The organism is Shewanella sp. SW32 (assembly GCF_025653365.1).
Classification (GTDB): Bacteria; Pseudomonadota; Gammaproteobacteria; order Enterobacterales; family Shewanellaceae; genus Shewanella; species Shewanella oncorhynchi.
On sequence record NZ_JAKKSJ010000003.1, the window covers coordinates 90195 to 114482 of the forward strand.

The window sequence follows — 24288 nt, forward strand, 5'->3', positions numbered from 1 at the left end:
AGGGAAACAGTTATGACAAATTTACCAATAACGCCACAGGAATTAAGCAACTTGCAGCACGTGAGTTACTCACTCAATAACGGCGTTGCCGAGCTTATTCTTGACCGAGCAGAAGTACACAACGCCTTCGATGAAGTGATGATTAGCGAGATGATTAGCGTCCTTAGCTATTTTGCTGAGCACAAGGATTGCCAAGTGCTTGTACTCAAAGCGAACGGCAAAAACTTCAGCGCTGGTGCCGATCTCAATTGGATGCGCAAACAAGCCAAAATGGACTTTGAGCAAAATCTAAATGATGCCAAAGCCTTAGCAAAACTGATGCAGGATCTTGATACCTTTCCTAAGCCCACCATTGCACTAGTGCAAGGTGCAGCCTTTGGCGGCGCACTGGGGCTGATTTGCGCCTGTGATATCGCTATCGCCACGACGCGCGCCAGCTTTTGCTTGAGCGAAGTAAAACTCGGATTAATTCCAGCAGTAATTAGCCCTTATGTTGCCCGCGCCATGGGGAATCGTGCATCGCGCCGCTACATGCTGACCGCCGAGCGTTTTAGTGCAGAAACCGCATTAAAACTTAACGTCATTCATGAGATCAGCGATGACTTAGACGCCGCCGCAAAGCCTATGATTGACGCGCTACTTGCCAATAGCCCGCAAGGCATGGCGTGGGTAAAAACACTGCTGTCGCATCTTGAAAACGGCGTGATAGACCAAAACACCATTGATTACACTAGCGAGCGTATCGCCCGCATTCGGGTATCAACCGAGGGCCAAGAGGGCTTAAACGCCTTTTTTGAGAAACGTCAGCCTAACTGGCAACAAGCACACTCAACGCCCTCCAAGCCCATGCAAAAGCCAAGTGATACCCAAGGAGCCCTTTGATGTTGACCAAGCACATGTTTACTAAGTTATTGATTGCTAACCGCGGTGAAATCGCCTGTCGCATCATCAAAACCGCCCATGCCATGGGTGTTCGCACCGTTGCCCTATATTCCGATGCCGATAAAGAAGCGCGCCATGTCGCCATGGCCGACGAATCCTTCTATTTAGGCGGCAGTGCGCCGGCAGACTCCTATTTAAAGGGCGATTTGATTATCGACATCGCCAAAAAAGCGGGCGCCCAAGCCATTCATCCAGGTTATGGTTTCTTATCTGAAAACGCCGACTTTGCCCGTAAATGTGAAGCCGCAGGCATCGCATTTGTTGGCCCAGGCAGTGATGCTATCGATGCCATGGGCAGCAAAAGCGCCGCCAAATCTATTATGACGGCGGCAAACGTGCCCTTAGTGCCGGGTTACCACGGCGATGACCAAACCGATGCGACCTTAAAAGCGGAGGCACTGAAAATCGGCTTCCCTATGCTGATTAAAGCGGCTTATGGTGGCGGCGGTAAAGGCATGCGTATCGTCGAGAATGAAGGCGAAATCATGGAAGCCGTTAACTCGGCGCGCCGTGAAGCGGCCTCTTCTTTTGGTAACGATAAGTTATTGATGGAGCGTTATTTACGCCAGCCGCGCCACGTCGAAGTACAAGTGTTTGCCGACACCTTTGGTAACGCGATTTACTTATCGGATCGCGACTGCTCGATTCAACGTCGCCACCAAAAAGTGGTCGAAGAGGCACCAGCACCAGGCTTAAGCGATGCACTGCGCGCCCAAATGGGTGATGCGGCCGTCGCGGCAGCTAAAGCCATCGATTATGTTGGCGCGGGAACGGTAGAGTTTCTGTTAGATACGGACAATAGCTTCTATTTCATGGAGATGAACACCCGTCTGCAGGTTGAGCATCCAGTTACTGAAATGGTCACAGGCCAAGATTTAGTCAAATGGCAATTGCTGGTCGCCAGCGGTCAGCCACTGCCCCTTAAGCAAGATGAAGTGCGTATTCACGGCCACTCCTTTGAAGTGCGTATTTACGCCGAAGATCCGCAAAATGAGTTTTTACCCGCCAGCGGTAAGCTCAACTTTTTGCTTGAACCCGAGCAAAGTAAATATGTGCGTATCGATTCGGGCATTCGTGAAAACGATGTGATCAGTAACTTCTACGATCCTATGATTGCCAAGCTTATCGTCTGGGATGAATCGCGTCCGCGCGCCCTGCAACGTTTAGTGCATGCCCTAGAGTCTTATCAAATCAGCGGTCTTAAGCACAACATTGAGTTTTTGGCGAACATTGCCGAGCACCCAGCGTTTGCCAATGCCGACTTTAGCACTGACTTTATTGGCCGTTATGGCGACACCTTAATTGGTACAGCTTCAAGCGAAGCCGACACTGCGCTTGCCTTTGCCGCGCTGTATCAAGTGCTTGCCCGTAAAGAAGCCGCCAAAGCGCAAGCGATCAACAGCGCCGATCCTTACTCACCTTGGGGTCAAGTGAGCGGCTTTAGACTCAACAGTTGCAGCCAACACAATATTGCCCTACTTGATGACGCCCATGAATTGCAACAGTTAGTGATGCTCGATTTAGGCGGCATGTATCAGTTGCCACTGCACGGTCAAGATTGGTTGCTAAATGGCGAGCTGAAACAAGACTTACTGCTCGCCGAAATCAACGGCCATAAGAGTAAAGTGCCAGTAAGTGCCCAAGGTGATGACTTTACACTGTTTTTATCCTCTGGCAGTTACCACTTCAAAGCAGTGCAAACTTTAGTGGTCGAAGAACAAGCCAGTAATGCTGACAAGTTAAAAGCGCCCATGAACGGTACGGTAGTGACCCATTTAGTCGATATCGGCACACAAGTTAAAGCGGGCCAAGGTTTGCTGGTGATGGAAGCCATGAAGATGGAATACACCATCGAAGCCCCCTTTGACGGCATAGTCACTGAGTTCTACTTTAAGGCGGGCGAGCTAGTAACCGATGGCGCAACCTTGCTTAACGTAGAGCCGTTAAACCTAGCGCCATTAAATGGGATTGAGGCTGAGCCCACTGCGACCAAGGAAGCCTAAGATGTCTTTCGTCAATATGAGCCAAAGTCTACACGCCAAAGACACGGTCAGCATTTTCGAGATGGGCGCACGCGACGGCCTGCAAAACGAAGTCGCCGTGCCGACGGCAGCAAAAATCGCCTTGATTGAATCGCTGGCAGGTGCGGGGCTTAAGCGTATCGAAGCCGGCAGCTTTGTGTCACCTAAATGGGTGCCACAAATGGCCGATTCTGCCGATGTGCTCAAGCAAATACAGCGTCAAAGCGGCGTGGTGTATAGCGCTCTCACACCCAACGTTAAAGGCTTTGAACTGGCACTGGATGCAAAAGCGAGTGAGGTGGCAATATTTGGCGCCGCCTCACAAAGCTTTAGTCAGCGCAATATCAACTGCTCGATAGAAGAGTCGATTGAACGCTTTATCCCTTTGATGAAATTAGCAAAAAAACACAATATCCCAGTGCGTGGCTATGTGTCCTGTGTGCTCGGCTGCCCCTATGAAGGTGAGATAGCGGTCAGTGAAGTGGCCCGTGTGTCTGAAATCCTTTACAAAATGGGCTGTTACGAAATATCGCTTGGCGACACCATAGGTGTAGGCACGCCGCAAAAAGCCCGTAGAATGCTGCAAACTGTGGCTGAGCGCGTCCCAGTCGAAAAACTGGCGCTACACTTTCACGACACCTATGGCCAAGCATTAGCCAACATTTTAGCCTGCTTAGACTTAGGTGTGCGGGTGTTTGACTCCTCGGTTGCGGGTCTTGGTGGTTGCCCCTATGCCAAAGGCGCATCGGGCAATCTTGCCACCGAAGACTTAGTGTATATGCTGCACGGCATGGGATTCGAAACGGGTATCGATTTACAAAAACTCGCGTTAGCTGGGCAAGCGATCAGCACACAGTTGAATCGCAACAACGGTTCGAAAGTGGCCACTGCCCTGTTAGCAAAATAAAACAAAAACCATTAACGACACCAACAACCGTTATTAAAAACGCGCGTTATTTCCCGCGCGTTTTCTAAAGCATAAAAGGACATCACAATGGCAGGACTCAATAAAGTCGTCAGCAGCTATGAAGAAGCGTTAGCAGGCTTATCGGACGACATGACCATTATGGTCGGCGGCTTTGGCCTATGCGGCATTCCAGAAGGCTTAATCAATCAAATGGTTAAGATGGGCGTTAACGGCTTAACGGCGATATCAAATAACGCTGGCGTTGACGATTTCGGCCTTGGCTTACTGTTAAAACATCGCCAAATCGCCACTATGATCGCCTCTTACGTGGGTGAAAATGCCACCTTTGAACAGCAAATGCTCTCTGGCGAACTGAACGTGATTTTAACGCCCCAAGGCACGCTGGCGGAAAAGATCCGCGCAGGCGGCGCAGGTATTCCGGCATTTTTCACCGCTACAGGCTTCGGCACGCCAGTCGCTGATGGCAAAGAAACCCGCGAAATCAAAGGTCGCCATTACGTGTTAGAAGAATCGCTGACCGCAGATTTTGCCTTAGTGCGCGCATGGAAAGCCGATACCATGGGTAATTTGGTGTTCCGTAAAACCGCAGCCAACTTTAACCCTATGATGGCGGCCGCGGGCAAAATCACTGTGGTTGAAGCCGAGTTTATTGTTGAGCCGGGCGAGCTAGACCCAGATCATATCCACACGCCGGGCATCTATGTTGACCGCGTTATTCAAGGCACGTTCGAGAAACGTATCGAGCAGCGCACGGTAAAAGCCGCGAAATAAAAGGCGCTGGCAAAACCTTGAAACACAGTTAACGCAATTGGCACTTAGCTCCCTAAAGTAAAAACTAAGGGTAAAAACCTAAGAGTAAAGACCAAAGCGTCAAAGCCAAATAGAAAGGATAGATATCATGGCATTATCAAGAGAACAACTGGCTCAGCGCGTCGCCAAAGAATTAAAAGACGGCTACTACGTCAACCTTGGCATCGGCATTCCCACACTGGTCGCTAACTATATTCCGAGCGGCATGGAAGTCATGCTGCAATCGGAAAATGGTCTACTTGGCATGGGCGAATTCCCTACCGAAGACACCATAGATCCCGATTTAATCAACGCGGGTAAACAAACCGTTACCGCAGTGAAAGGTGCTTCATTTTTTTCATCGGCGGAAAGCTTTGCCATGATCCGTGGCGGCCATGTGGATTTAACCGTACTCGGCGCCTTTGAAGTCGATGTGAATGGCTCTATCGCCTCATGGATGATCCCCGGCAAACTCATCAAAGGCATGGGCGGCGCGATGGATTTAGTCGCGGGCGCCGAAAACATTATCGTGACTATGATGCACGCCGATAAATACGGCAATTCTAAGCTGCTACCCGTGTGCGAATTGCCACTAACCGGTTACGGCTGCATTAAACGCGTCGTCACAGATTTAGCCTTTATCGAAATCAAAGATGGCGCATTTCATTTGTTAGAGCGCGCGCCAGGCGTCAGCGTCGAAGAAATCGTCAGCAAAACCGCCGGCAAATTAATCGTGCCAGAGCATGTACCAGAAATGGTGTTTTAAGCGTTCTCTAAAATGCGCAAGTAACGTATAGCGGCTAAGGTTGAAACTCAAGTTAGTTTGAAAGCTTTAGCCTAAAGAGTTTTGAGCGTTAACCGACGTTTTACGATACCAACAAGGCCCAGAAAATGATTCTGGGCCTTGTTGCTTTTGTCATCCCCGCGAAAACGGGGAACCATGAGTAAAATTCACCACCAGCTTGTTCACTACAAACCTTGTTTTTTGTGAGCTTTTGCAGTCTAGGTACTTTTTGAGAGCTTATCGCCATAAACAGCACTAATGCTCTGGCGACACGCCGTAAACCCATCCTTGGGGGCTCAACGAAAAAGTCCCTTTTTCCGATGGTCGCCAACGCAAGAGTGCGGTTTACTCCCCATCCCAGCATATTCAATAATGAACAATGTCGCGCATTAAACTGATAACACCAAATGTTAGTAAGGTTCTTTGCTGGCGAATGTGTGTTCACCATCGCTACAACGGAGTCGCTTAATGCTTGCTTCAAAAATGCTACAGATAGTCATATTTAGCGCCGTTACGGTAAACTTGACGCCAGCTAAGTAAAAAGGATACACAGAATGTTAGATAAGTTTCTCAATAAACGCAGCCGAAGCCGCAAGCTGATGCGCGATTATCCAAAAAACGTGTTTGAATACAACCAGTATTTGTTGACTGGTTATATTGATACTGGGATAGCGGAAAAATTCGAGAGATTAAAAGCATATATTGATTACCCTGATGATTTTCGCCAGTGGGAGTTATTTGGATCTGAGTTCGCAGTACCTGAATGCCATTGGAATCTTGCGGCACAACTTACGTATATTGAATCAGGCAAGCTCGAGGCGGCACCGCTGCTGCATTCGCTCGCTTACGGCTATTTTGATACCGCCATAGACTATTACAAATACTGCACTGCGGTTGAAAACACCGGTGGTTTTACTAATGCTAGTTGGGATACAACCCATGTATTCAGGCTGGTGCTGATGCTTTTTTCAGGGCTTAAGACTGAGGCCGACGAGCTGTATTATGCCAACGCAATGGCTTGGCGCTCAGGCTGGATAATTCGCTCCCACAGTTTTATAGGCGATTTTTTGGTGCTGCTGTATGGGCGCTATTTGGGCGTTATTGAGCCGCCTTTTGCCACGGAAGTGCAAGTGACACTGCGAAAAACGGCTCCTTTCCCCTATGCGCCATTTTTAGATAACTGGGACACACAGGATATCGAATTCATCAGCACTATGCTGCAAACCCTGTGTGATCATCAGGTAGAACAAGCAGTTATTGGGGATAAAAAGTGCTTTTTTGAGTTCAATGGTGGACCGCACACATATTTACCATTGACAGCGTTAATGCTGCTGAAACTGCGATCCCTTAGGGGTTTGCCTAACCCACAATTCAGTCATCCAGCCTTTGGCGAGATCACAGCTTTGTTTGAACAAGTATCCACATCATTTAGTGATTATGTTGCAACGTTAGGGATACAGCGGATTGAAGATGCTGCTGATGAGGTGTTAACCAACACATTAACCAGAATGCAAAGCCAAGATTTTGATGCCCATGCTATTTTCGCCAAGCGACTGCCATCGTTTAGTGCTGGTTAAGATTTTGATTAACCAAATTTTCATAAAAAATGGATAACCAATAAAATTATGATTCTATTAATATTGAGGACCCAAGGCTTAAGGTTGAGCGTATTCAAGCCTTAAGTCATCCACAATACAAGCCAGAGGAAAGCTTATGTACCAGATTGCGATTGTGATATTTGATGAATTTACCGATATCGATTTCTTCTTAATGCGCGATATTCTCGGCCGTACAAAAACCGATTGGACAGTAAAAGTACTCGGGACCAAACCTAGCCACATATCAAGCTTGGGGATGACGGTTGCAACCGATGGTCATGTGGCCGAAGTCGCTGATGCCGACGTGGTATTATTCAGCAGTGGTTACAAAGGCGTACCTGCGGCACTTGCTGATACTGAGTTTATGTCCGCCCTTAAATTAGATCCCACACGACAATTGCTTGGCAGTATCTGCGCTGGGTCATTCTTCTTTGCCAAATTAGGGCTACTCGACAATCTTTCAGCAACGACTCACCCCGATGCAAAACCTGCCCTAGTTGCCATGGGCGTCGATGTAGAAGACTGCGCCCTCGTGATTAATGGCAATATTGCCACTGCGGGTGGCTGCCTTTCCTCACTCTATTTAACCGGTTGGGTTGCGGAGCGTTTATTCGACAGTGCGAAACGCCGCGAAATTCACAGGCAGCTTATTCCTGCCGGGCAAACAGATATTTTTGAAGCATTAATCCAATCCTCCATCTCCGCGGCCATTCGTTAAAAGTGATGTAGATACTCTCGATGAATGAAAAGGATCCCATGATAAAACTTAAAAATCTTCTCGAGGCTATAAAAGCCGAGCATCAAATAACCACCCCGAATGAGCTTGTGGCTTTGCTATCGCAAAATGAATTACTCATTCAGCAAATCCAAACTGCTGATGCGCAGCATTGGGTGCATTTTGCTAAGAATACCTTCGATGGTTGGTATTGCATTCGAACACCTATGCTCAGTACCTTTCATGTTTATTACCAAGAACGTGGACAAAACTGTTGGGGAGAAGATGTTTTTACCGAGCAAAGTGAAGCCATAGCAGCGGTTATTTTTATGTCTGGTATTTGGGATCAAGTACCCTAGCACTAAGCAAGTAAAAGCCTGCTCACTCATCCTATATCTTCACCTTCACGAATGGCGATATGTAACGAATCATTACGCGACTTTCAATATCGAAATCATCCTGTTAGGGTGAGTGCTTAGATTGACTCATAATAACAGACACATTTTTAGCGCTCTGTTTATCTCTCTCATTGTCCAAAGGAGCGGTATCTATGGACTGGCTTATTATTGCACTCGCAGGCTTTTTAGGCGGCATGCTCAATGCAGTTGCCGGTGGTGGCAGTTTTATTACCCTTTTAGCGTTAGTGTTTGTCGGGGTTCCACCGATTGCGGCGAATGCCACGGGGACAGCCGCGCTGCTGCCCGGTTATATCGCCAGCGCATGGCGTTTTAGAAAGGATATCGAATATCCGGCGAGTCTTAGCCTTAAGAATCTGATCTTAATTGCTTTAATTGGCGGCAGTATTGGCGCGGGTATTTTGCTGACCACCAGCGAGCAAGTCTTCGCAAAGCTGATCCCTTGGCTGATTCTACTGGCCACCGCGGCCTTTATTGTTGGCCCTTGGTTGCTCAAACGAAGAATCGCTGAGCAAGGCGAAAACACCTCTACGCCAATGTTAAGTCCGATAACGGCACTGATAATGCTGTCGGCTGTGTGTATCTATGGCGGTTATTTTAATGGTGGCTTAGGCATCATACTACTCGCAAGTTTTGGCCTGATGGGGCAAACCAATCTACATGGGATGAACGGACTTAAAAATCTGATTTCAGCCCTGCTCACCGCCATCGCCGTTGTGGTTTATGCCGCGGGCAATGTGATCGATGGGCAATATCTGTTGCTGCTTGCCGTTATGGCGATTGTCGGTGGTTATGTGGGGGCGGCGCTGGCCTACCATATTTCACAGCCCTTGCTACGCGGCTTTATTGTGATCGTCGGTTTAGCGATGGCCTTAGGCTTTTTCATGCGCTAGTTTTTCATGCGTTAGTTTTCATACGTTAGACTTTTGATTTGTGAAGCTTAAGCTCATAACAGCTGGACAGGCGAGTTTTCGATACAAGGTCTCACCGATAAATTGCCCTTATGTGACTGACTTGTTACTCTGATCCATCCTATAGGAGAACAGTGTGATTAAGGATAGCGATGAAACTGATGACCTTGAAGCTGAGTACCTTGAGACTGAGTAAATTAATGCCAAAGACCTTGAAGCTCAGCACCTTAAATCTTGCCCTGTGTCTTATTGCATGCTCACCGGCTATTTACACCGAAACCGCTAGCGCAGCGACCATTAGCGTCAAAACGGAAACGGGTAATATTCAGGTAAAAACCATAGCCCAAGGGTTAGAAAATGTCTGGGGCATGGCATTTTTACCCGACGGCAGCATGCTCGTGACTGAACGCGCTGGCAGAATGCGCATTGTCAGCACCGCAGGCAAAGTGGGTGAACCCTTAACGGGTTTACCGCCTATGTATGCCAAAGGTCAAGGTGGTTTACTTGATGTCGTGCTTGCGCCAGATTTTGCTAGCAGCAAAAAAATCTATTTCAGTTATTCAGAACCCGCTGAAGGTGATGCAAGCGAGCTCAATAGCACAGCGGTCAGTTTTGCCACTCTCAATGGTAACAAGCTTGAAAATCTCACCCGCGTTTTTAGTCAGCACCCCAAAATCAACAGCGGTCACCATTTTGGATCTCGTTTAGTGTGGGCGCCTGACGGCACACTGTTTATCACACTCGGCGATCGCTATAGTGAAAAAGATAGCGCACAAACATTGGACAATCATTTAGGCAAAGTGGTGCGTATTCATGCCGATGGCTCAGTGCCTAAGGATAACCCCTTCGCCAATACGGTTGGCGCCTTACCCGAGATCTGGTCTATCGGTCATCGCAATATGCAAGGCGCGGCCATTAATCCCACCAGCAAAGTATTGTGGACGGGCGAGCATGGCCCCCAGGGCGGCGATGAACTCAATATCGACCAAGCGGCTAAAAACTATGGCTGGCCAGTGATTACCTATGGTGAGAATTATGGCGGCGGCAAAATCGGCGAAGGCACCCATAAGGCGGGAATGGAGCAACCCGTCTACAAATGGGTTCCCTCGATTGCCACGGCGGGCTTTATGTTTTACACAGGTGATAAATTTCCACAGTGGCAAAATAATCTGTTACTCGCCAGCCTAAAGGGAAAAACACTGGTGCGTTTAGTGCTTGATGGCGACAAGATAATTAAAGAAGAGCGGCTGCTGAAAACTGAATTAGGGCAAAGATTGCGTTCAGTAGTACAAGGGCCAGATGGACTGATTTATCTCGTAACCGATGAAGCTAAATCAAAAATTTACCAGTTATCGCCGAAGCAATCTTAATCGCTGCACTTTTATCACAGTGCTTTAACTAAACCATGTTAACCACAGCAATAAACTCAATCGATAGATAATTTAAGCCTTAAAACGACAAAGAGTGTTGATCAGGAACACTCTTTGTCGTTGGCGTGGCACTTATTAATTCATGCCTTTATTCGTTCACCACACACATGCCCTGCTCGGTTTGTACATAGGGAGCTAAAATAGGCATCATGCCCTTCATCACCTGCAATGGCAGCGCCGAAGTAAAACTAAAATCATCAGATTTACTGCCTGGCACGAAGGCGGTCAAAGTACCGAAGTATTTGTCACCTAGATAAAACACGAATGTCGCGGTGCGGTTCATCGCCGTAGTCGCCACTTTTTTACCTTGCTGCATCTGAGTCACAATACGGTTATCACCGGTGCCGGTTTTCCCGCCTATAGCTAACATGCCACCTTTTTCATCGGTAAAAATGCCCTTTAAACGACGTGCGGTGCCGTTTTGCACTACGTTCGCCAGCGCTGCTTTTAAGGCTTGTGCTACTTCATGGCGCATTACCCGCTCACCTTGGGTGTTCTGATTCTGCAATCTCACTTCATAGGGCGTATCTGCGGCGAAATGCAGCTGATTGATACGCACTGTGGGCAAACGATAGCCGTCGTTTTGAATAATGCCCATCAGCTCGGCTAAGGCTGCGGGTCGGTCACCCGAGCTACCCAGTGCTGAGCCTAAGGATGGCACCATAGAATCAAAGGGATAACCTAAACGCGCCCAACGTTGATGTATGTCAAGGAAGGCTTCAACTTCAAGCATCACTTGCACTCGTACGTCACGGGCGTTTTTATGCCGCGTCCTAAACAACCAACGGTAAACCTCTTGACGTTGTGTTTCACTCGCCTGCTTAACATCGTTCAAGTTGGCATCAGGATTATGATTAAGGTAATCCAGCACCCACAATTCCAAGGGATGCACCCGTGCGATATAGCCTTGATCTGGCAAATTATATTTATCCGGACCGTACTTGTTATATAAGCTCTTAATACGACCATCGGTATAGCTTACCTGTGGCAATCTTTGCTTCAAGAAAGCCTTAAATGCCGCCATAGGTTCATCGGGCAGTAAATAGCGATACGCCGCCGTCAACTGCTGCTCCGACTGGGACAAACCGTCAAAAAACATGTCGAAACGCTCATTCGCAGCCACTTTTTTGTACTTGCGATAAAACTTAGTAACGAAGGTATTACCTTCTCTATCAGCAAATACCCGCAGATATTCGTCACGGCGCGGATCTTTATCATTACGCAGCAACTGGGCCATATTGCCCTCGTTTTGCATACTACTGCTGTAATTCACGATATCGCGCATGAGGCGCACAAACGGCAAGTTAACCGAATCCTGCAGGGCTTGGTAAAGTGTTGGCGTTTTTAAATCTTCTGTTTTTTTAAAGTTATTAAATACATGCAACCCGCCACCGGTAAAAAATTGTTCACTGGTTGAGGCCGAATATTCTCGCTGTAACGCCGCATCTAACATGCGATCTAAACGTCTGTCGGGATTCAAAATCAAGTAATCAATCGCCCAACGGGTTAAATGATCCCTTGGTTCGATAATGATGGATTCCAATTCAATCCCATGTTTCTTGGAATACTTGTCGTGGATCTCGGCAATGATTTCTAAGTAGGTCGCCATCACCCGCAATTTAGCGGTTGAGCCCAATTCCAACTTGCTGCCCTCGTTAATATCAAAAGGCTGATCAGTACTATCCGTCTGCACTCTAACTCGGTTGGCGGTATCAGTGCGCTCATAAAGCGTAAAGCTATACAGCACGTTTTGCAGTTGGCTTGGGTCGAGTAACCGTTCGCCAAGCAGACCCACTTGCTCCGCGGTAGGCACTTGCGCCAGACTGCGTAAGTAGTGACTGACTTTCTGCTGTAAGTCACTGTGTAAGCTACTATTGACCGTCAAATCGAGCCTGTCTAAATCATACAGCCCCACATTTAACATGCCTGCGGTGCGAATGCGAACTGTGTTCACGCCCTTATCTGCGCCAGATTGGGTATTACGTTGCGGCTTGGCGACCTTAAACTGCAATTTCTGCGCGAGTGCAGCATCACGTAGACCACGATCAATCAAATAATACTGGCCGAGTAAACGGATATGGCTATCGACTAAGTTTTCAAGATCTTCATGACCTTGTAATAGATAGTAGGACGGACGACGTTGGGCGATCATCAAGGCTACCACTTGTCGGAATACTTGTCCGCGCTTGGTGGCATTACCTTTGATCTGCGGCGATGCTAACAGCTTGTTTGCAGTATCGAAATCGGTACCAAACCACGCCCACAATCCATCACCAATACCATGAACTTCGCCATGATTTGGCGCCGAAGATAATGGCACGGTATTCAGATAATCTTGAACGATGCGCTTACGAGCAGGTTCAGTGTTTTCACCTTGTTGATACACGCGCACACTGGCCGAGCCAATTTGCAGTAACTTATCCTTAATACTCAAGGTTAAACCTTGGGAAGAATGGCGGAATTTCTCAATCTGAGTCGCGAGTGTACTGCCACCCGCGGTAGAGACATTCATACCAACCATTTCAGCAATTTGGCTCATGCCTGCCACCACAAAACGTGGCCAGTCGATCACAGGATTGAGTTTCTCTTCCGTCGTCCATAACTCGCGGTTTTCAATAAACAGTAAAGTATTAACGATTTCATTGGGGATCTTATCGTCGTCCTGATAAACCCGTTTAGGATAGGCAAATTCGTATAAATCGGTATTGCGGCAATCGAGCAGCGTCAACCCAGATTGGGCCTTTTCATGGTAAGGTGGAAAAAATCCAAGTTGAGCGTATTCCTGCAACGCTGGCGAAAACGCCACTTGTTGCGTTACCTGAAAATTCCGTTGCAATAACCTATCAATATATTGAGGTAACTTACTGTAGCCATGTCGCTCATCAAAAGGACCATAACTAGGATAAATAACCGCTTGGCTCGGTGAGCTTTCTAATTCATAGGTGAGCGTCTTAGCATATTGATTGATAAATTTTGCTTGATAAAACGAAGTTTTAACCTCAAGTCCAATCAGCAATGCAGCGCAGCAAATCAGAATGAAAAATAAGAACCAGACCCTGCCCTTTGATCTGGCTTTACGCGGCGGCTTAACCTTAGCTTTAGGCTCAGGTTGTGGTGGACGAGGACGATAATTTTCGAACTTCATCTCTGATGTGGAATTAGGCAAAACAGCTCCAAAAAAACACTAAAATATTCATCTTTCATGCAACTCAGCAAATCCGTTGCCACTCAGTAAAGCAAGATATCAAACTCATCTAGCCATTATCCGGCTCTATTAATTAGTCTTAGTACCCATTATGTTCCACACTTTATCAAACCTAACTTCACTGTAAAGAAGGGTGCCTGTGACCCACAACCGCCACTAATCAATACTAATGTTAAGCTGATAGTACATTTTGCCAAATATTAATTTGTTGATATCAAGGTATTTTCAGCGATTAAGGCAACAGACAGTATGACTTAAAAACAAAACGAACTAATTTAAGTCGCATAAAAAGAATGAGTCGCTCAATAATCACACGCGATTAACGAAGCCTCATCCCACATATTCATGCGCATCCCAGATAAATTCACGAAAATGTTTGCGACAGACAGACTCGTAACTTTCGTTACCGCCAATCGCCACTTGCTCACCCTCGCGCATCACCTTGCCTTCACCATCAAGACGCACCACCATGTTAGCCTTACGCCCACAATGACAAATAGTCTTCAACTCAACTAATTTATCGGCCCAGGCTAATAAATAATGACTGCCGCTAAAAAGTTCGCCTTGAAAGTCCGTTCTTAGGCCATAGCAGAGTACAGGAATATCAATATTATCGACCACATGCGTCAGCTGCTTAACCTGTTCTTTACTCAAAAACTGACACTCATCCACCAGCACACAGCTTAATGGCGTGGCTTGATGCACATCGCTAATCATTTGAGTCAAATCATCTTGGCTACTAAATACCTGTGCTTCGGTTTCAATGCCAATACGCGAGGCCACTTTACCTTTGCCATATCTGTCGTCTATGGAGGCTGTCATGACCAAAGTATTCATACCGCGTTCACGGTAGTTATAGGATGACTGTAATAGGGAAGTGGATTTACCCGCGTTCATAGACGAATAATAAAAATACAATTGAGCCAAGACTTATACCCTTTAAAAACGTTAGCGCTTACGCGTCTGCTACCAGAGCCAAATTGAGCGCTAGTCTAACATTGCGCTTCACATCAGAACACTAGCAGCCGCTAAGCTTTTATCATGAAATTCTGCAATGACACCAACTTATCAATCATTTTAATCCCCAATCGCCTCCTGAAATATTTCTAGTCCACTTCATTTAATACTCTTCCCTGCAAAAAACATAAAAAACGTCCCGATGCCGTTCAATTGTTAATGAAAGCTTAACTGAAACTTAAATGTTGTTTCGTAAGGAAAAATTAGTAAAAGTTAAATTTAAAAAGTGCGATCTACCTCCAAAGTAATAGGTATAAATGGGCTTGCGCTCAAAAAACAAACATAGCGTTAACAGTAATATTTCATTCGAGACAAAACGTGCTCAATTAAAAAAAGAAAAGTATTCGATAGCTTGCAAATTGAGACCAACGGTCAAAGCACTAATCTACCCTGCAAACTTTAGTGCTCCACTCCGTCCTTTATTCGCATATTGGATCAAATGGAGATTATGATGAGAATTTTCACCTCTAGAAAACTGGCATATTTAGTTGCCTTAGCACTAACTGGCGCCCTTGTTGGCTGTGGCGATGATGGTAAAGATGGTGTAGATGGAGCACCAGGAACGCCCGGTATCCCTGGAACACCCGGTGAACCTGGAACACCCGGTGAGCCTGGAACACCGCCCCCTGTCACCAGTTCTACTATGACTAACGTCAAAGTGATCAACTATAGCTTTGGCGAAGGCAGTATCACTTACGAATTTGAAATTACAGATGAAAACAATAACCTAATCAACGGACTGTTAAATGCTCAAGCCAAAGTGGCTGCACTAACAGATAAAGGCTTCATCACTAACCGCACCGAAGCTGATAAAAATGGTGTTGCAGATAACGTCCATATTGGCGGTGAAGCAACTCAAGCAACCGTCGGCGCTGAATTGACCGCTTTAGCTGATGGTCATTACCAATTTAAAGTACCAATGAAAGGGGTTAATCCAAGTACTGAAGGTATCGTTTGGTTACGTGTCGGTGGTAATAATGGTATTGCGACCTCTAAACCTCTGGTCGTTAACAAACCTGAAGGCACCCATTCAACCACAACTGATAGTTGTTACTCTTGCCATATCGACTATTCAACAAGCCCTCGTCGTCATGCAAGCTATGTCGCTACCGGCATGGACAGCGAAGTCACTTTCGTGGAAGGCTGTTTAGTGTGTCACGGCTCAGTCAGCCGCGCAGTTGTCAATGCTGAAGGTTTCTCTACGGGTGGCTATGCGACAAACACCCTATCTAAAATTGGTCATATCAATCACCAAGATTTTACTAAAGACTTTTCAGTACAAAACTGTACATCTTGTCACGTTGAAGCACCTAAAAACATCAACGTAGCTGGACCAGGTTGTATTGATTGCCATGACAGTGGTGGCGTACCAGGGGCTATTATCCCAAGTAATGGTGCGGATCTGCGCATTATGCACGAAAGCAAAGCGGGTATAACCGAACGCCAAGCGATTCGCGCTAAGTATAAATTGAGTCTATCAACACCTGTTAAAGTAGATGATATTTCTACCAAGACAGACCACTATGCGCCGACAGGTGCTGCGGCTGCAGTAACCGCCCCAGGCTGGTGTACAACGCTGACAGTGAAAGACACCGATGGTAACGTCTTTAGCATTAAAGACAACTTTAACTATTCTAGCCCGCTAGTATATGACGCTAAGAAACCCGTAGTTTATGCGGGCGCTTATTTACATTCCTATGAAAATGGCAGCTTAGTGGGTCGCCCAGGTAACCGTACTAACTACTACTATGGTTACAACACTGACGGCACTAAAAATATCTGTCATTTACTGACAGATATCAGCGCAGTGAATGCTAACTATGTTTATTCTGCCCGCGTGACATTCAGTACCGCTGGTTGGATGGAATATGATGGTAAGCAACGCTACCAAAGTAATGGCAACCTAAGAGCGACAGGTTATGATGGTTCTATGGGCATATCCTTTACGGCTTACTCAGATGTCGTTAACCCTGTCACCACTCAAAAGGTCTCTGGCTTCGAACGTCGTGAGATAGCGAGTACTAACAGCTGTACTACTTGTCACAACGATGCCACTGCGTTCCACAAAAATGGTGCCTTCGATGAAGGTGGTAAAGCTTGTATCGCCTGCCATGACAACGGCATGGAACGTACTTCAGCAGCCTTAGGCGCAGGTTTTGGTCCTATGGTGCACAGCTGGCACTGGGGTAATGGCGCTAAAGTCGGTGAAGTTAAAGCTGATGGAACTCAAGCGCAAACCGCTAACGGTGCAGGCGCGATTGAAGCCTCTACTAGCTGCGTTGCCTGTCATGAAAAAGCGATTGATTTAAGCAAAGTGCCAAATCAATACATCGCTGAACCAGGTAGCAAAATGACAAGTCCAGTCACCGCTAACTGTTATGCCTGCCACACTAGCGATTCAGCTAAGGCGCATATGGCAAGCAACGGTGGTGAAATCAGCATACCAAAGGTTGCTGACTGGTTTAAACAACCGACCTCTGAATCCTGTGCAGTATGTCATGACACAGGTAGAAGTTCTGGTATTGATAAATACCACAAGTTTACTCGCTAATTAATCATCTCATCATCGCGTGATTAAGAAGTAAGTAAAAAGCGGTACCTATTTTCCCTGCAAGGAAATAGCCAAAGGAGTCTCGCTAATGCGAGGCTCCTTTTTTACTTAGACATTCCCGATAACAAGCCATTTTCAGTCCTATTTAAGTTACTAACGTTACAGTCCTAAAAAAACAACAATTCAAAGGAAGTCACTCAATTATGCGTAAAAGTTTTATTGCCATCGCCATCGGCGCCACTCTCACCGCCGGATTCATGGCAGGTTGCAGCAGCACAGAAACTAAAGCACCTAACGTTATCTCGGTACCAACCCAAAACCCGCTGTTCCAAGCCAGTAACCTGCAATATCAAGCACCCGATTTTAGCCTCATAAAGAATGAGCACTTCTCGCCAGCCTTAGAGCAAGGCATGGCAGAGCAGTATCAAGAAATTCTCGCAATAGCCAATAATCCGGCAGCAGCAACCTTCGATAATACGATTGTGGCTATGGAGAAAAGCGGCGCCCTACTCAACCGTGCATCAAGCGTGTTTTATAATTTAGCAGGGTCGAATAGCAATCCAGAACTGCGTAAAATCCAAGGGGAAATGGCGCCAAAAATGGCGGCCCACTCAGATAATATCAACTTAAACCCAGCGCTATTTTCCCGTATCGAAGCCATCTATAACGACCGCACCAACTTAGGATTAACCCCAGAAGCAGTACGTTTGGTTGAGGTATATCACCAACGCTTTATCATGGCTGGGGCTAAACTTACCGATGAACAAAAAGTTAAAATCCGCGCGTTAAATGAAGAACAATCAACACTAACGAATGAGTTCTCTCAGCGTTTATTACGCTTAACCAAAGAAATCGCCGTTGTGGTGGATTCAAAAAGTGAACTTGCTGGGTTAACCGACGGTGAAATCACTTCAGCCGCGAACGATGCCAAAGCGGCCGGTCACGATGGCAAGTATCTGATTAACATCACCAACACCACTCGCCAACCTGTGTTGGCATCACTGGAAAACCGTGAGCTACGCCAGCGTATTTGGGAAGCCTCAGCGAACCGTGGCTTAACTGGTGAAAACGAAACTGCGTCACTCGTATCTCGTTTAGCGAAACTCAGAGCCGAGCGCGCAACACTATTAGGCTATGAAAACTGGGCAAGTTATCGATTAGCACCGCAAATGGCCAAAACACCCGAAGCGGTTTACAGCATGTTTGGCTCAATGGTGCCTGCGGTAGTTGCTAACACAGAGAAAGAAGCGGCCGACATTCAAGCGATGATCACTAAAACCGGTGGGAAATTTGAACTGGCACCGTGGGACTGGGAGTTTTACGCAGAAAAAGTTCGCCAAGAAAAATACGCCCTCGATGCCAATAGCATTCGCCCATACTTCGAGTTTAATCGTGTGCTCGAAGACGGCGTATTCTACACACTCAAAGAACTCTATGGCGTCACCTTAAAACCACGCCCAGATTTACCGGTTTACCATCCCGATGTGAAAGCCTACGAAATGTTTGATGCCGATGGCTCAAGCATGGCCATTTTCTACGCCGACTATTTTGCCCGTGAAGGTAAACGTGGTGGCGCTTGGATGAGTTCGTTCGTCGGTCAATCCTTCCTCGAAGGCACTAAACCTGTGGTCGTCAACGTGATGAACATAAAGAAAGCGCCCGAAGGTCAACCCACCTTCGTCAGCTATAACGAAGTCACTACTATGTTCCATGAAATGGGTCACGGCACCCACGGCATGTTCTCTAAAGTGACTTATCCAAGTCTGGCGGGCACCTCGGTTTCACGCGACTTTGTCGAATTTCCATCGACGTTTGAAGAAGATTGGGCCGCCCATCCAAAAGTGTTAGCGAACTACGCGAAACACTATGAAACAGGCAAACCCATTCCCGATGAACTGCTGCAAAAACTGCTGAAATCTGGCAGCTTCAACCAAGGCTTTGACACTCTGGAATACATGGCCGCTGCATTAGTAGACATGGAATGGCATTCATTAACCCCAGATACCCCGCTGCAAGATGTACCAACATTTGAAGCCAATGCTTTGAAAAAGCACGGCTTAAACATCAGTGCCGTACCTCCGCGTTATAAGTCGACCTATTTTGCCCACGCCTTCCCCGGCGGTTACTCGGCAAGTTATTACGCTTATATGTGGAGTGAGATTTTAGCGGCGGATGCGTTTGCCTATGTACAAACCCAAGGCGGGCTCAATCGTGAAATCGGCATGAAGTACCGCAAAACGATCCGTGAAGTGGGTAATAGCATAGCGCCAATGGACGCCTACAAAAACTTCCGCGGACAAGAGCCAACCACAGAAGGCTTACTTAAACGCCGCGGTCTAGATCAAGCACGCTAAGCTAAGAGTTGATAGCCTTAATGCGATAAGCTAGAGATAAAAACAAACTCAGCCTTAACCAAAAAAATCAGCCAGCATAATGCTGGCTGATTTATTTTGACTTATTTGTCGTGAACGTTTGCAGTGAAAGGTTTCAATTAACGTCTAGCTAATTGTGCCTTTAGATTTGATTTTAAGTACGATAATACTAATTACAAATGCCACACTACAAGCCACTAAACCCGCGACAACAGACTCGGTAAATCCAAGTGCCACATAACCCACTAAGCTAATAAACGCCGCAATGAGTGCATAAGGTAGCTGAGTCACCACATGGTCGATGTGGTGGCAACTGGCGCCCGTAGACGACAAGATAGTCGTGTCGGAAATTGGTGAACAGTGATCGCCAAATACAGCCCCCGCCAGCACAGAGGCAAGCATAGGTAGCATCATGCCAGTGTGACTTCCCATCGCCATATCAGCAGCAATCGGCAACATGATCCCGAACGTACCCCAGCTAGTACCAGTTGAGAACGCGGTAATACCTGCTAGCACAAACATTAAGGCGGGTAAAAATGCGAACGGAATATTTCCTGTTGCTAAACTAGCCATAAACTTACCGGTTTCGAGTTGACCAATCACACCTGCGATTGTCCAAGCAAATAACAGGATGTAAATCGCCGGCAGCATAGAGCGAGCGCCCTGCACTATACCTTTGACTATCATCAATTTCTCAACGCCTTGCACTAAATTCAATATCAGCGAAACCGCTAGACCAATTAATGCACCAAAGAAAAGTGATGAACTGACATCGGTTTTCTCAAAAGCAGAAATAATATTAAATTCAATCCCTTCCGCCGCGAGTACTTGAGCGCCACTGTTAATCATAAAATAGAGGGTTGCAAATACCAACACGGTAATCGGCAGAAATAGACCTAAAATCTTACCGGTTTCGGCTTCAGGTAAATCCGCGTTCGCCCCAGGCGGTAATCCTTTAGACTCATCGTATAAATTACCACGTTGGGCATTGAGCTCATGCTCACGCATTGGCCCAACATCTAATCCCATAAAGACAACAAAAAGTAATAATAACAAGGAGAAGATTGCGTAAAAGTTCATCGGGATCATTTGAATAAAAATACTCAAATGACCCGTATCAGCAAAACCATGGGCAGTTAATATCCCGCCAATGAGTGCGATAATATAAGCACCCCAGCTCGAAACTGGAGAAATAACGCACACAGGCGCCGCAGTAGAATCTAATAAATAAGCTAACTTAGCGCGGGAAACATAATAACGATCGGTAACAGGTCGAGCGACCGAACCAACAACTAAACTATTGAAATAATCATCAATAAAAACTACGCAACCTAAAAACATGGTCAATAGTTTAGCATCACGTTTATTACGTATATGTAAACGAGCCCAATCGGCAAAAGCCCGCGCGCTGCCACTTACGGTAATTAACGCTGTGATCATTCCCAGTACAATTAAGAAACCGAGAATATATAAGTTCCACGAATTTAGACCTTTATCAGTCCAAAAAAGCCCTTTAACGCCATTAAATACAAACTCACCCGTTGCTAAAGGTGAAAATTGATTGAGCAATAAAGCACCAATTAAAATACCTAACCCCAAAGAAAGCAGTACACGGCGAGTCAAGATCGCCAACACGATAGCCACCGCAGGCGGCAACAAGGAAAGTGCCGAATCGGCATAATTCATAACAGTCATTGATTATTATCTTCGTTAAATACGAATGGAGGGCGACTGAACTGGTGGGAAAAGGCAATAGATACCCAAGGTCACCTGTCCTATCAGTAGCGCTCCATAGTAACTATTCCCAATATCCATATCGGAAAATACTATGGCAGTGCTGCACCTATTAGGTACAACCCCAGCAGTTGATCGTGATAAATCGAACCACTTCGGCACCAAATCCTTTCGCAATCGATCAACGGAATCACCCTACTGATCACTACTAATATTTGGCGCGCCTCTACTTCTAAGAACGCCCTTGCACGGGCGTGAGGCACATAAAAACATAAGCGGCTTAGCAGATGCTACCGCAAAGCCACTTAATGTGACCTAGATCACAGATAAAATCAACTGAGACTTGTAATCAGCTCAGGAACCGCCTCAAACAGATCAGCAACGAGTCCATAATCGGCAACTTGAAAAATCGGCGCTTCAGGATCTTTGTTGATTGCAACGATGACTTTAGCGTCTTTCATGCCGGCTAAATGTTGAATCGCGCCAGAAATACCGACGGCAATATACAAGTTTGGCGCAACGATTTTACCGGTTTGACCCACTTGTAAATCGTTAGGCACAAAACCTGCGTCAACTGCAGCGCGTGATGCGCCAACTGCTGCGCCGAGCTTATCAGCAAGTTGCTCCAACATGCCGAAGTTTTCACCACTGCCCATGCCTCGGCCGCCAGATACGATAATGCCAGCATTGCCTAACTCTGGACGGGCAGAAACTGTCAGCGATTGAGAAACAAACTGAGTTCTCGCTTCAAACACTTTATCAAGTGTCGTCACAGCCGCACTGTTACCTTCTGGCGCAGCGTCAAACGCACTGGCGCGCACTGTTATCACTTTAATGGCATCATGGCTTTGCACTGTCGCTAAGGCGTTACCCGCATACACAGGGCGCACAAAGGTATCGGCATTGACGACGGTAATAAGTTCTGAGATTTGCGCGACATCTAATAATGCTGCAACGCGCGGAAGCGTGTCCTTACCTAAACTTGAAGCCGAGGCCAGAATGTGACCATAGTTTGACGCTAAGTCCACCAGCAATTTGGCAAAATTTTCCGCTAAATGCGCTTCATACACGCTGGCATCGGCAACGAGTACTTGGCTAACGCCTTGTAGTGCCTGTGCGGCTTGGACAACCGCGCCACATTGATGACCCGCAACTAAGACATGTACTTCATCGCCTATGGCACGGGCGGCGGTAACAATTTTTGCCGTATCGAGTTTCAGTGCAGCATTATCATGTTCAGCTAATACTAAAATGGCCATTTAGATCACCTTCGCTTCATTTTTTAACTTTTCAACTAGCTCAGCTACCGACGCTACCATAATGCCCGCTTTACGTTCAGCTGGCGGAGTGACCTTCACAATCGTTTGGTGACTCTTTAACGTCACGCCTAAGTCTGCCACAGTAAATACTTCTAATGGCTTACGCTTAGCTTTCATTATGTTAGGCAATGAAGCGTAACGGGGTTCGTTCAAACGTAAATCGGCGGTCACAACAGCAGGTAAAGGCAGTTTAAGAGTTTGCATGCCGCCGTCAATTTCACGGGTGACTTGTAATGTATTCGCTTCTAATTTGATTTCTGAAGCAAAGGTCGCCTGTGGCATATCCATTAACGCGGCAAACATTTGGCCAGTTTGGTTATTATCACCATCGATGGATTGCTTACCAAAAATCACCAGCTCTGCTTGTTCTTTGTCTTGTACCGCTTTGAGCAATTTGGCGATAGACACTGGCACGAGCTCTTCTTCAGTATCGATATGAATTGCACGATCTGCGCCTAATGCAAGCGCGGTACGCAGTTGTTCTTGCACGGCTTTATTACCAATACTGACAACAACCACTTCAGTAGCGCTACCCGCTTCTTTTAAACGAACCGCTTCTTCTACTGCGATTTCACAAAAAGGGTTCAACGCCATTTTTAGGTTTGCAGTGTCAACACTTGTATTGTCAGCTTTGACCCTGACCTTCACATTGGCATCAACAACGCGCTTAACGGGCACCAATACTTTCATAGGGTTTCCTTCCTACACTTTCATGTACATGGACAAAACATTGGTTAATACCAATGCAGGATAGAGCAACTTTACGTCCTGTTAACGTTAACGTCAACCAAAGTCAAACGCCTGTTTGTATTTTTTAATCCGCTGCAACGGCCACTTTTTTGGACACTTATTTGAGGGAATAAGAAAAGTTCAAAAAATAAATAATATTTAATTTCCTTAAAACGCATAATTTTATTTGATTCGAGCTATATTAGTTTCTATCATTTAGGTGTTGTTCACCATTATCCTGTATTAAAAATAGAGTGGGACGAAAATAGATATGAGCGAATTTTTAGAGATATTAACTCACGGCCGTCGTTTTAAAGCTGCAGTAAAAGAACTTAGCGTTGAAGAGCTACGTGATTTAGCCGACAAATTAGATAAAATTTTAGTAGAACGCGAGTCTATGGCTGAGGAAGAAGAACAAGCCATGGCAGCTCGTAATGCTAAGATTGAAGAAATCCGTCAACAAATGGAAGCCGTTGGTTTATCAATTGATGACTTAGGTGGCGTAGCTGTTAAAGCTGCTGCGAAGAAACGCGCTCCTCGTCCAGCCAAATACCAAATTGAAGTTGACGGTGAAATGGTTCAATGGACTGGCCAAGGCCGTATGCCTACCGTATTTAAGAACGAGATCAACAAAGGTCGTTCTATGGAAGATTTCTTAATCTAATCCAACCAAGTGTGATGGCGCTAATTTGCCAACACAAGTTTGCATAAAAGCTCGCATTAATTGCGAGCTTTTTTATATCCATCAATCGTTTCAAACTTAAACGACAGCCGTTAATTCCGCACCTCACTCCCGCTCAAATTACGTTACAATTCAGCCTTAGTAT

18 protein-coding genes and 1 riboswitch are annotated in these 24288 nt (G+C 46.3%); of the genes, 13 read left to right on the forward strand and 5 right to left on the reverse strand.

Annotated features, from left to right (window positions below):
- Window positions 1-12 precede the first annotated feature (12 nt).
- The 10 genes from L5M28_RS02485 (at window position 13) to L5M28_RS02530 (ending at window position 10474) form a co-directional block, all read left to right on the forward strand.
- A complete protein-coding gene (locus L5M28_RS02485) occupies window positions 13-882 on the forward strand; it encodes an enoyl-CoA hydratase-related protein (RefSeq protein ID WP_263202354.1) in 870 nt (289 codons plus the stop codon).
- Complete coding sequence (locus L5M28_RS02490) at window positions 882-2945, forward strand: acetyl/propionyl/methylcrotonyl-CoA carboxylase subunit alpha (RefSeq protein WP_263202356.1); 2064 nt, start codon at window positions 882-884, stop codon at window positions 2943-2945. Before L5M28_RS02485 ends, L5M28_RS02490 begins: the two co-directional genes overlap by 1 nt.
- Window position 2946: 1 nt before the next feature.
- Complete coding sequence (locus tag L5M28_RS02495) at window positions 2947-3870, forward strand: hydroxymethylglutaryl-CoA lyase (RefSeq protein ID WP_263163485.1); 924 nt, start codon at window positions 2947-2949, stop codon at window positions 3868-3870.
- 87 nt (window positions 3871-3957) lie between these two features.
- Window positions 3958-4662: a CoA transferase subunit A gene (locus L5M28_RS02500; RefSeq protein ID WP_263163487.1), complete on the forward strand. Its 705-nt coding sequence runs from the start codon at window positions 3958-3960 to the stop codon at window positions 4660-4662.
- Window positions 4663-4789: 127 nt separating this feature from the next.
- The gene (locus tag L5M28_RS02505; protein ID WP_006082325.1) at window positions 4790-5446 is read left to right on the forward strand and encodes a 3-oxoacid CoA-transferase subunit B; all 657 of its coding nucleotides are present in this window, start codon (window positions 4790-4792) and stop codon (window positions 5444-5446) included.
- Between the two features lie 572 nt (window positions 5447-6018).
- The gene (locus tag L5M28_RS02510) at window positions 6019-7041 is read left to right on the forward strand and encodes a hypothetical protein (RefSeq protein WP_263163489.1); all 1023 of its coding nucleotides are present in this window, start codon (window positions 6019-6021) and stop codon (window positions 7039-7041) included.
- A 136-nt stretch (window positions 7042-7177) separates the two neighbouring features.
- Entirely contained in the window at window positions 7178-7780 is a 603-nt protein-coding gene (locus L5M28_RS02515; RefSeq protein WP_113940987.1) for a DJ-1/PfpI family protein, read from the forward strand.
- A 38-nt stretch (window positions 7781-7818) separates the two neighbouring features.
- A complete protein-coding gene (locus L5M28_RS02520) occupies window positions 7819-8136 on the forward strand; it encodes a cytoplasmic protein (RefSeq protein ID WP_263163490.1) in 318 nt (105 codons plus the stop codon).
- Window positions 8137-8327: 191 nt separating this feature from the next.
- A complete protein-coding gene (locus L5M28_RS02525) occupies window positions 8328-9086 on the forward strand; it encodes a sulfite exporter TauE/SafE family protein (protein WP_263181603.1) in 759 nt (252 codons plus the stop codon).
- 170 nt (window positions 9087-9256) lie between these two features.
- The gene (locus tag L5M28_RS02530; protein ID WP_263202357.1) at window positions 9257-10474 is read left to right on the forward strand and encodes a PQQ-dependent sugar dehydrogenase; all 1218 of its coding nucleotides are present in this window, start codon (window positions 9257-9259) and stop codon (window positions 10472-10474) included.
- A gap of 148 nt (window positions 10475-10622) precedes the next feature.
- Here the strand turns inward: L5M28_RS02530 and L5M28_RS02535 are convergent, their stop codons facing one another.
- Both L5M28_RS02535 and L5M28_RS02540 read right to left on the reverse strand, forming a co-directional pair.
- Window positions 10623-13700, reverse strand: coding sequence for a transglycosylase domain-containing protein (locus L5M28_RS02535; RefSeq protein ID WP_263202358.1), 3078 nt, complete (start codon window positions 13698-13700; stop codon window positions 10623-10625).
- Between the two features lie 369 nt (window positions 13701-14069).
- On the reverse strand, window positions 14070-14666 hold the full coding sequence (locus L5M28_RS02540; protein ID WP_263163494.1) for a thymidine kinase: 597 nt from the start codon (window positions 14664-14666) through the stop codon (window positions 14070-14072).
- Window positions 14667-15207: 541 nt separating this feature from the next.
- On the opposite strand from L5M28_RS02540, the gene L5M28_RS02545 reads away from it, so the two are divergent.
- Both L5M28_RS02545 and L5M28_RS02550 read left to right on the forward strand, forming a co-directional pair.
- The gene (locus L5M28_RS02545) at window positions 15208-17307 is read left to right on the forward strand and encodes a multiheme c-type cytochrome (RefSeq protein WP_105252040.1); all 2100 of its coding nucleotides are present in this window, start codon (window positions 15208-15210) and stop codon (window positions 17305-17307) included.
- Window positions 17308-17510: 203 nt separating this feature from the next.
- Window positions 17511-19661: a M3 family metallopeptidase gene (locus tag L5M28_RS02550; RefSeq protein WP_263202360.1), complete on the forward strand. Its 2151-nt coding sequence runs from the start codon at window positions 17511-17513 to the stop codon at window positions 19659-19661.
- Between the two features lie 144 nt (window positions 19662-19805).
- Here L5M28_RS02550 and L5M28_RS02555 read toward each other — a convergent pair whose 3' ends face one another.
- The 3 genes from L5M28_RS02555 to L5M28_RS02565 form a co-directional block, all read right to left on the reverse strand.
- Window positions 19806-21374, reverse strand: a complete 1569-nt coding sequence (locus L5M28_RS02555; RefSeq protein ID WP_263163498.1) for a Na+/H+ antiporter NhaC family protein — start codon at window positions 21372-21374, stop codon at window positions 19806-19808.
- A gap of 79 nt (window positions 21375-21453) precedes the next feature.
- A riboswitch (Lysine riboswitch) is annotated at window positions 21454-21650 on the reverse strand.
- Between the two features lie 95 nt (window positions 21651-21745).
- Window positions 21746-22672, reverse strand: coding sequence for an electron transfer flavoprotein subunit alpha/FixB family protein (locus L5M28_RS02560; protein WP_263202362.1), 927 nt, complete (start codon window positions 22670-22672; stop codon window positions 21746-21748).
- On the reverse strand, window positions 22673-23422 hold the full coding sequence (locus tag L5M28_RS02565; RefSeq protein ID WP_028761124.1) for an electron transfer flavoprotein subunit beta/FixA family protein: 750 nt from the start codon (window positions 23420-23422) through the stop codon (window positions 22673-22675).
- A 310-nt stretch (window positions 23423-23732) separates the two neighbouring features.
- On the opposite strand from L5M28_RS02565, the gene L5M28_RS02570 reads away from it, so the two are divergent.
- A complete protein-coding gene (locus L5M28_RS02570) occupies window positions 23733-24125 on the forward strand; it encodes an H-NS family nucleoid-associated regulatory protein (protein WP_028761125.1) in 393 nt (130 codons plus the stop codon).
- The last annotated feature ends 163 nt before the right edge of the window (window positions 24126-24288 follow it).

Bases quoted from the DNA above. Each gene is read 5' to 3' on its own strand.
- L5M28_RS02485 (WP_263202354.1), top strand. From the start codon at position 13: ATGACAAATTTACCAATAACGCCACAGGAATTAAGCAACTTGCAGCAC.
- L5M28_RS02490 (WP_263202356.1), top strand. From the start codon at position 882: ATGTTGACCAAGCACATGTTTACTAAGTTATTGATTGCTAACCGCGGT.
- L5M28_RS02495 (WP_263163485.1), top strand. From the start codon at position 2,947: ATGTCTTTCGTCAATATGAGCCAAAGTCTACACGCCAAAGACACGGTC.
- L5M28_RS02500 (WP_263163487.1), top strand. From the start codon at position 3,958: ATGGCAGGACTCAATAAAGTCGTCAGCAGCTATGAAGAAGCGTTAGCA.
- L5M28_RS02505 (WP_006082325.1), top strand. From the start codon at position 4,790: ATGGCATTATCAAGAGAACAACTGGCTCAGCGCGTCGCCAAAGAATTA.
- L5M28_RS02510 (WP_263163489.1), top strand. From the start codon at position 6,019: ATGTTAGATAAGTTTCTCAATAAACGCAGCCGAAGCCGCAAGCTGATG.
- L5M28_RS02515 (WP_113940987.1), top strand. From the start codon at position 7,178: ATGTACCAGATTGCGATTGTGATATTTGATGAATTTACCGATATCGAT.
- L5M28_RS02520 (WP_263163490.1), top strand. From the start codon at position 7,819: ATGATAAAACTTAAAAATCTTCTCGAGGCTATAAAAGCCGAGCATCAA.
- L5M28_RS02525 (WP_263181603.1), top strand. From the start codon at position 8,328: ATGGACTGGCTTATTATTGCACTCGCAGGCTTTTTAGGCGGCATGCTC.
- L5M28_RS02530 (WP_263202357.1), top strand. From the start codon at position 9,257: ATGAAACTGATGACCTTGAAGCTGAGTACCTTGAGACTGAGTAAATTA.
- L5M28_RS02545 (WP_105252040.1), top strand. From the start codon at position 15,208: ATGAGAATTTTCACCTCTAGAAAACTGGCATATTTAGTTGCCTTAGCA.
- L5M28_RS02550 (WP_263202360.1), top strand. From the start codon at position 17,511: ATGCGTAAAAGTTTTATTGCCATCGCCATCGGCGCCACTCTCACCGCC.
- L5M28_RS02555 (WP_263163498.1), bottom strand. From the start codon at position 21,374: ATGACTGTTATGAATTATGCCGATTCGGCACTTTCCTTGTTGCCGCCT.
- L5M28_RS02560 (WP_263202362.1), bottom strand. From the start codon at position 22,672: ATGGCCATTTTAGTATTAGCTGAACATGATAATGCTGCACTGAAACTC.
- L5M28_RS02565 (WP_028761124.1), bottom strand. From the start codon at position 23,422: ATGAAAGTATTGGTGCCCGTTAAGCGCGTTGTTGATGCCAATGTGAAG.
- L5M28_RS02570 (WP_028761125.1), top strand. From the start codon at position 23,733: ATGAGCGAATTTTTAGAGATATTAACTCACGGCCGTCGTTTTAAAGCT.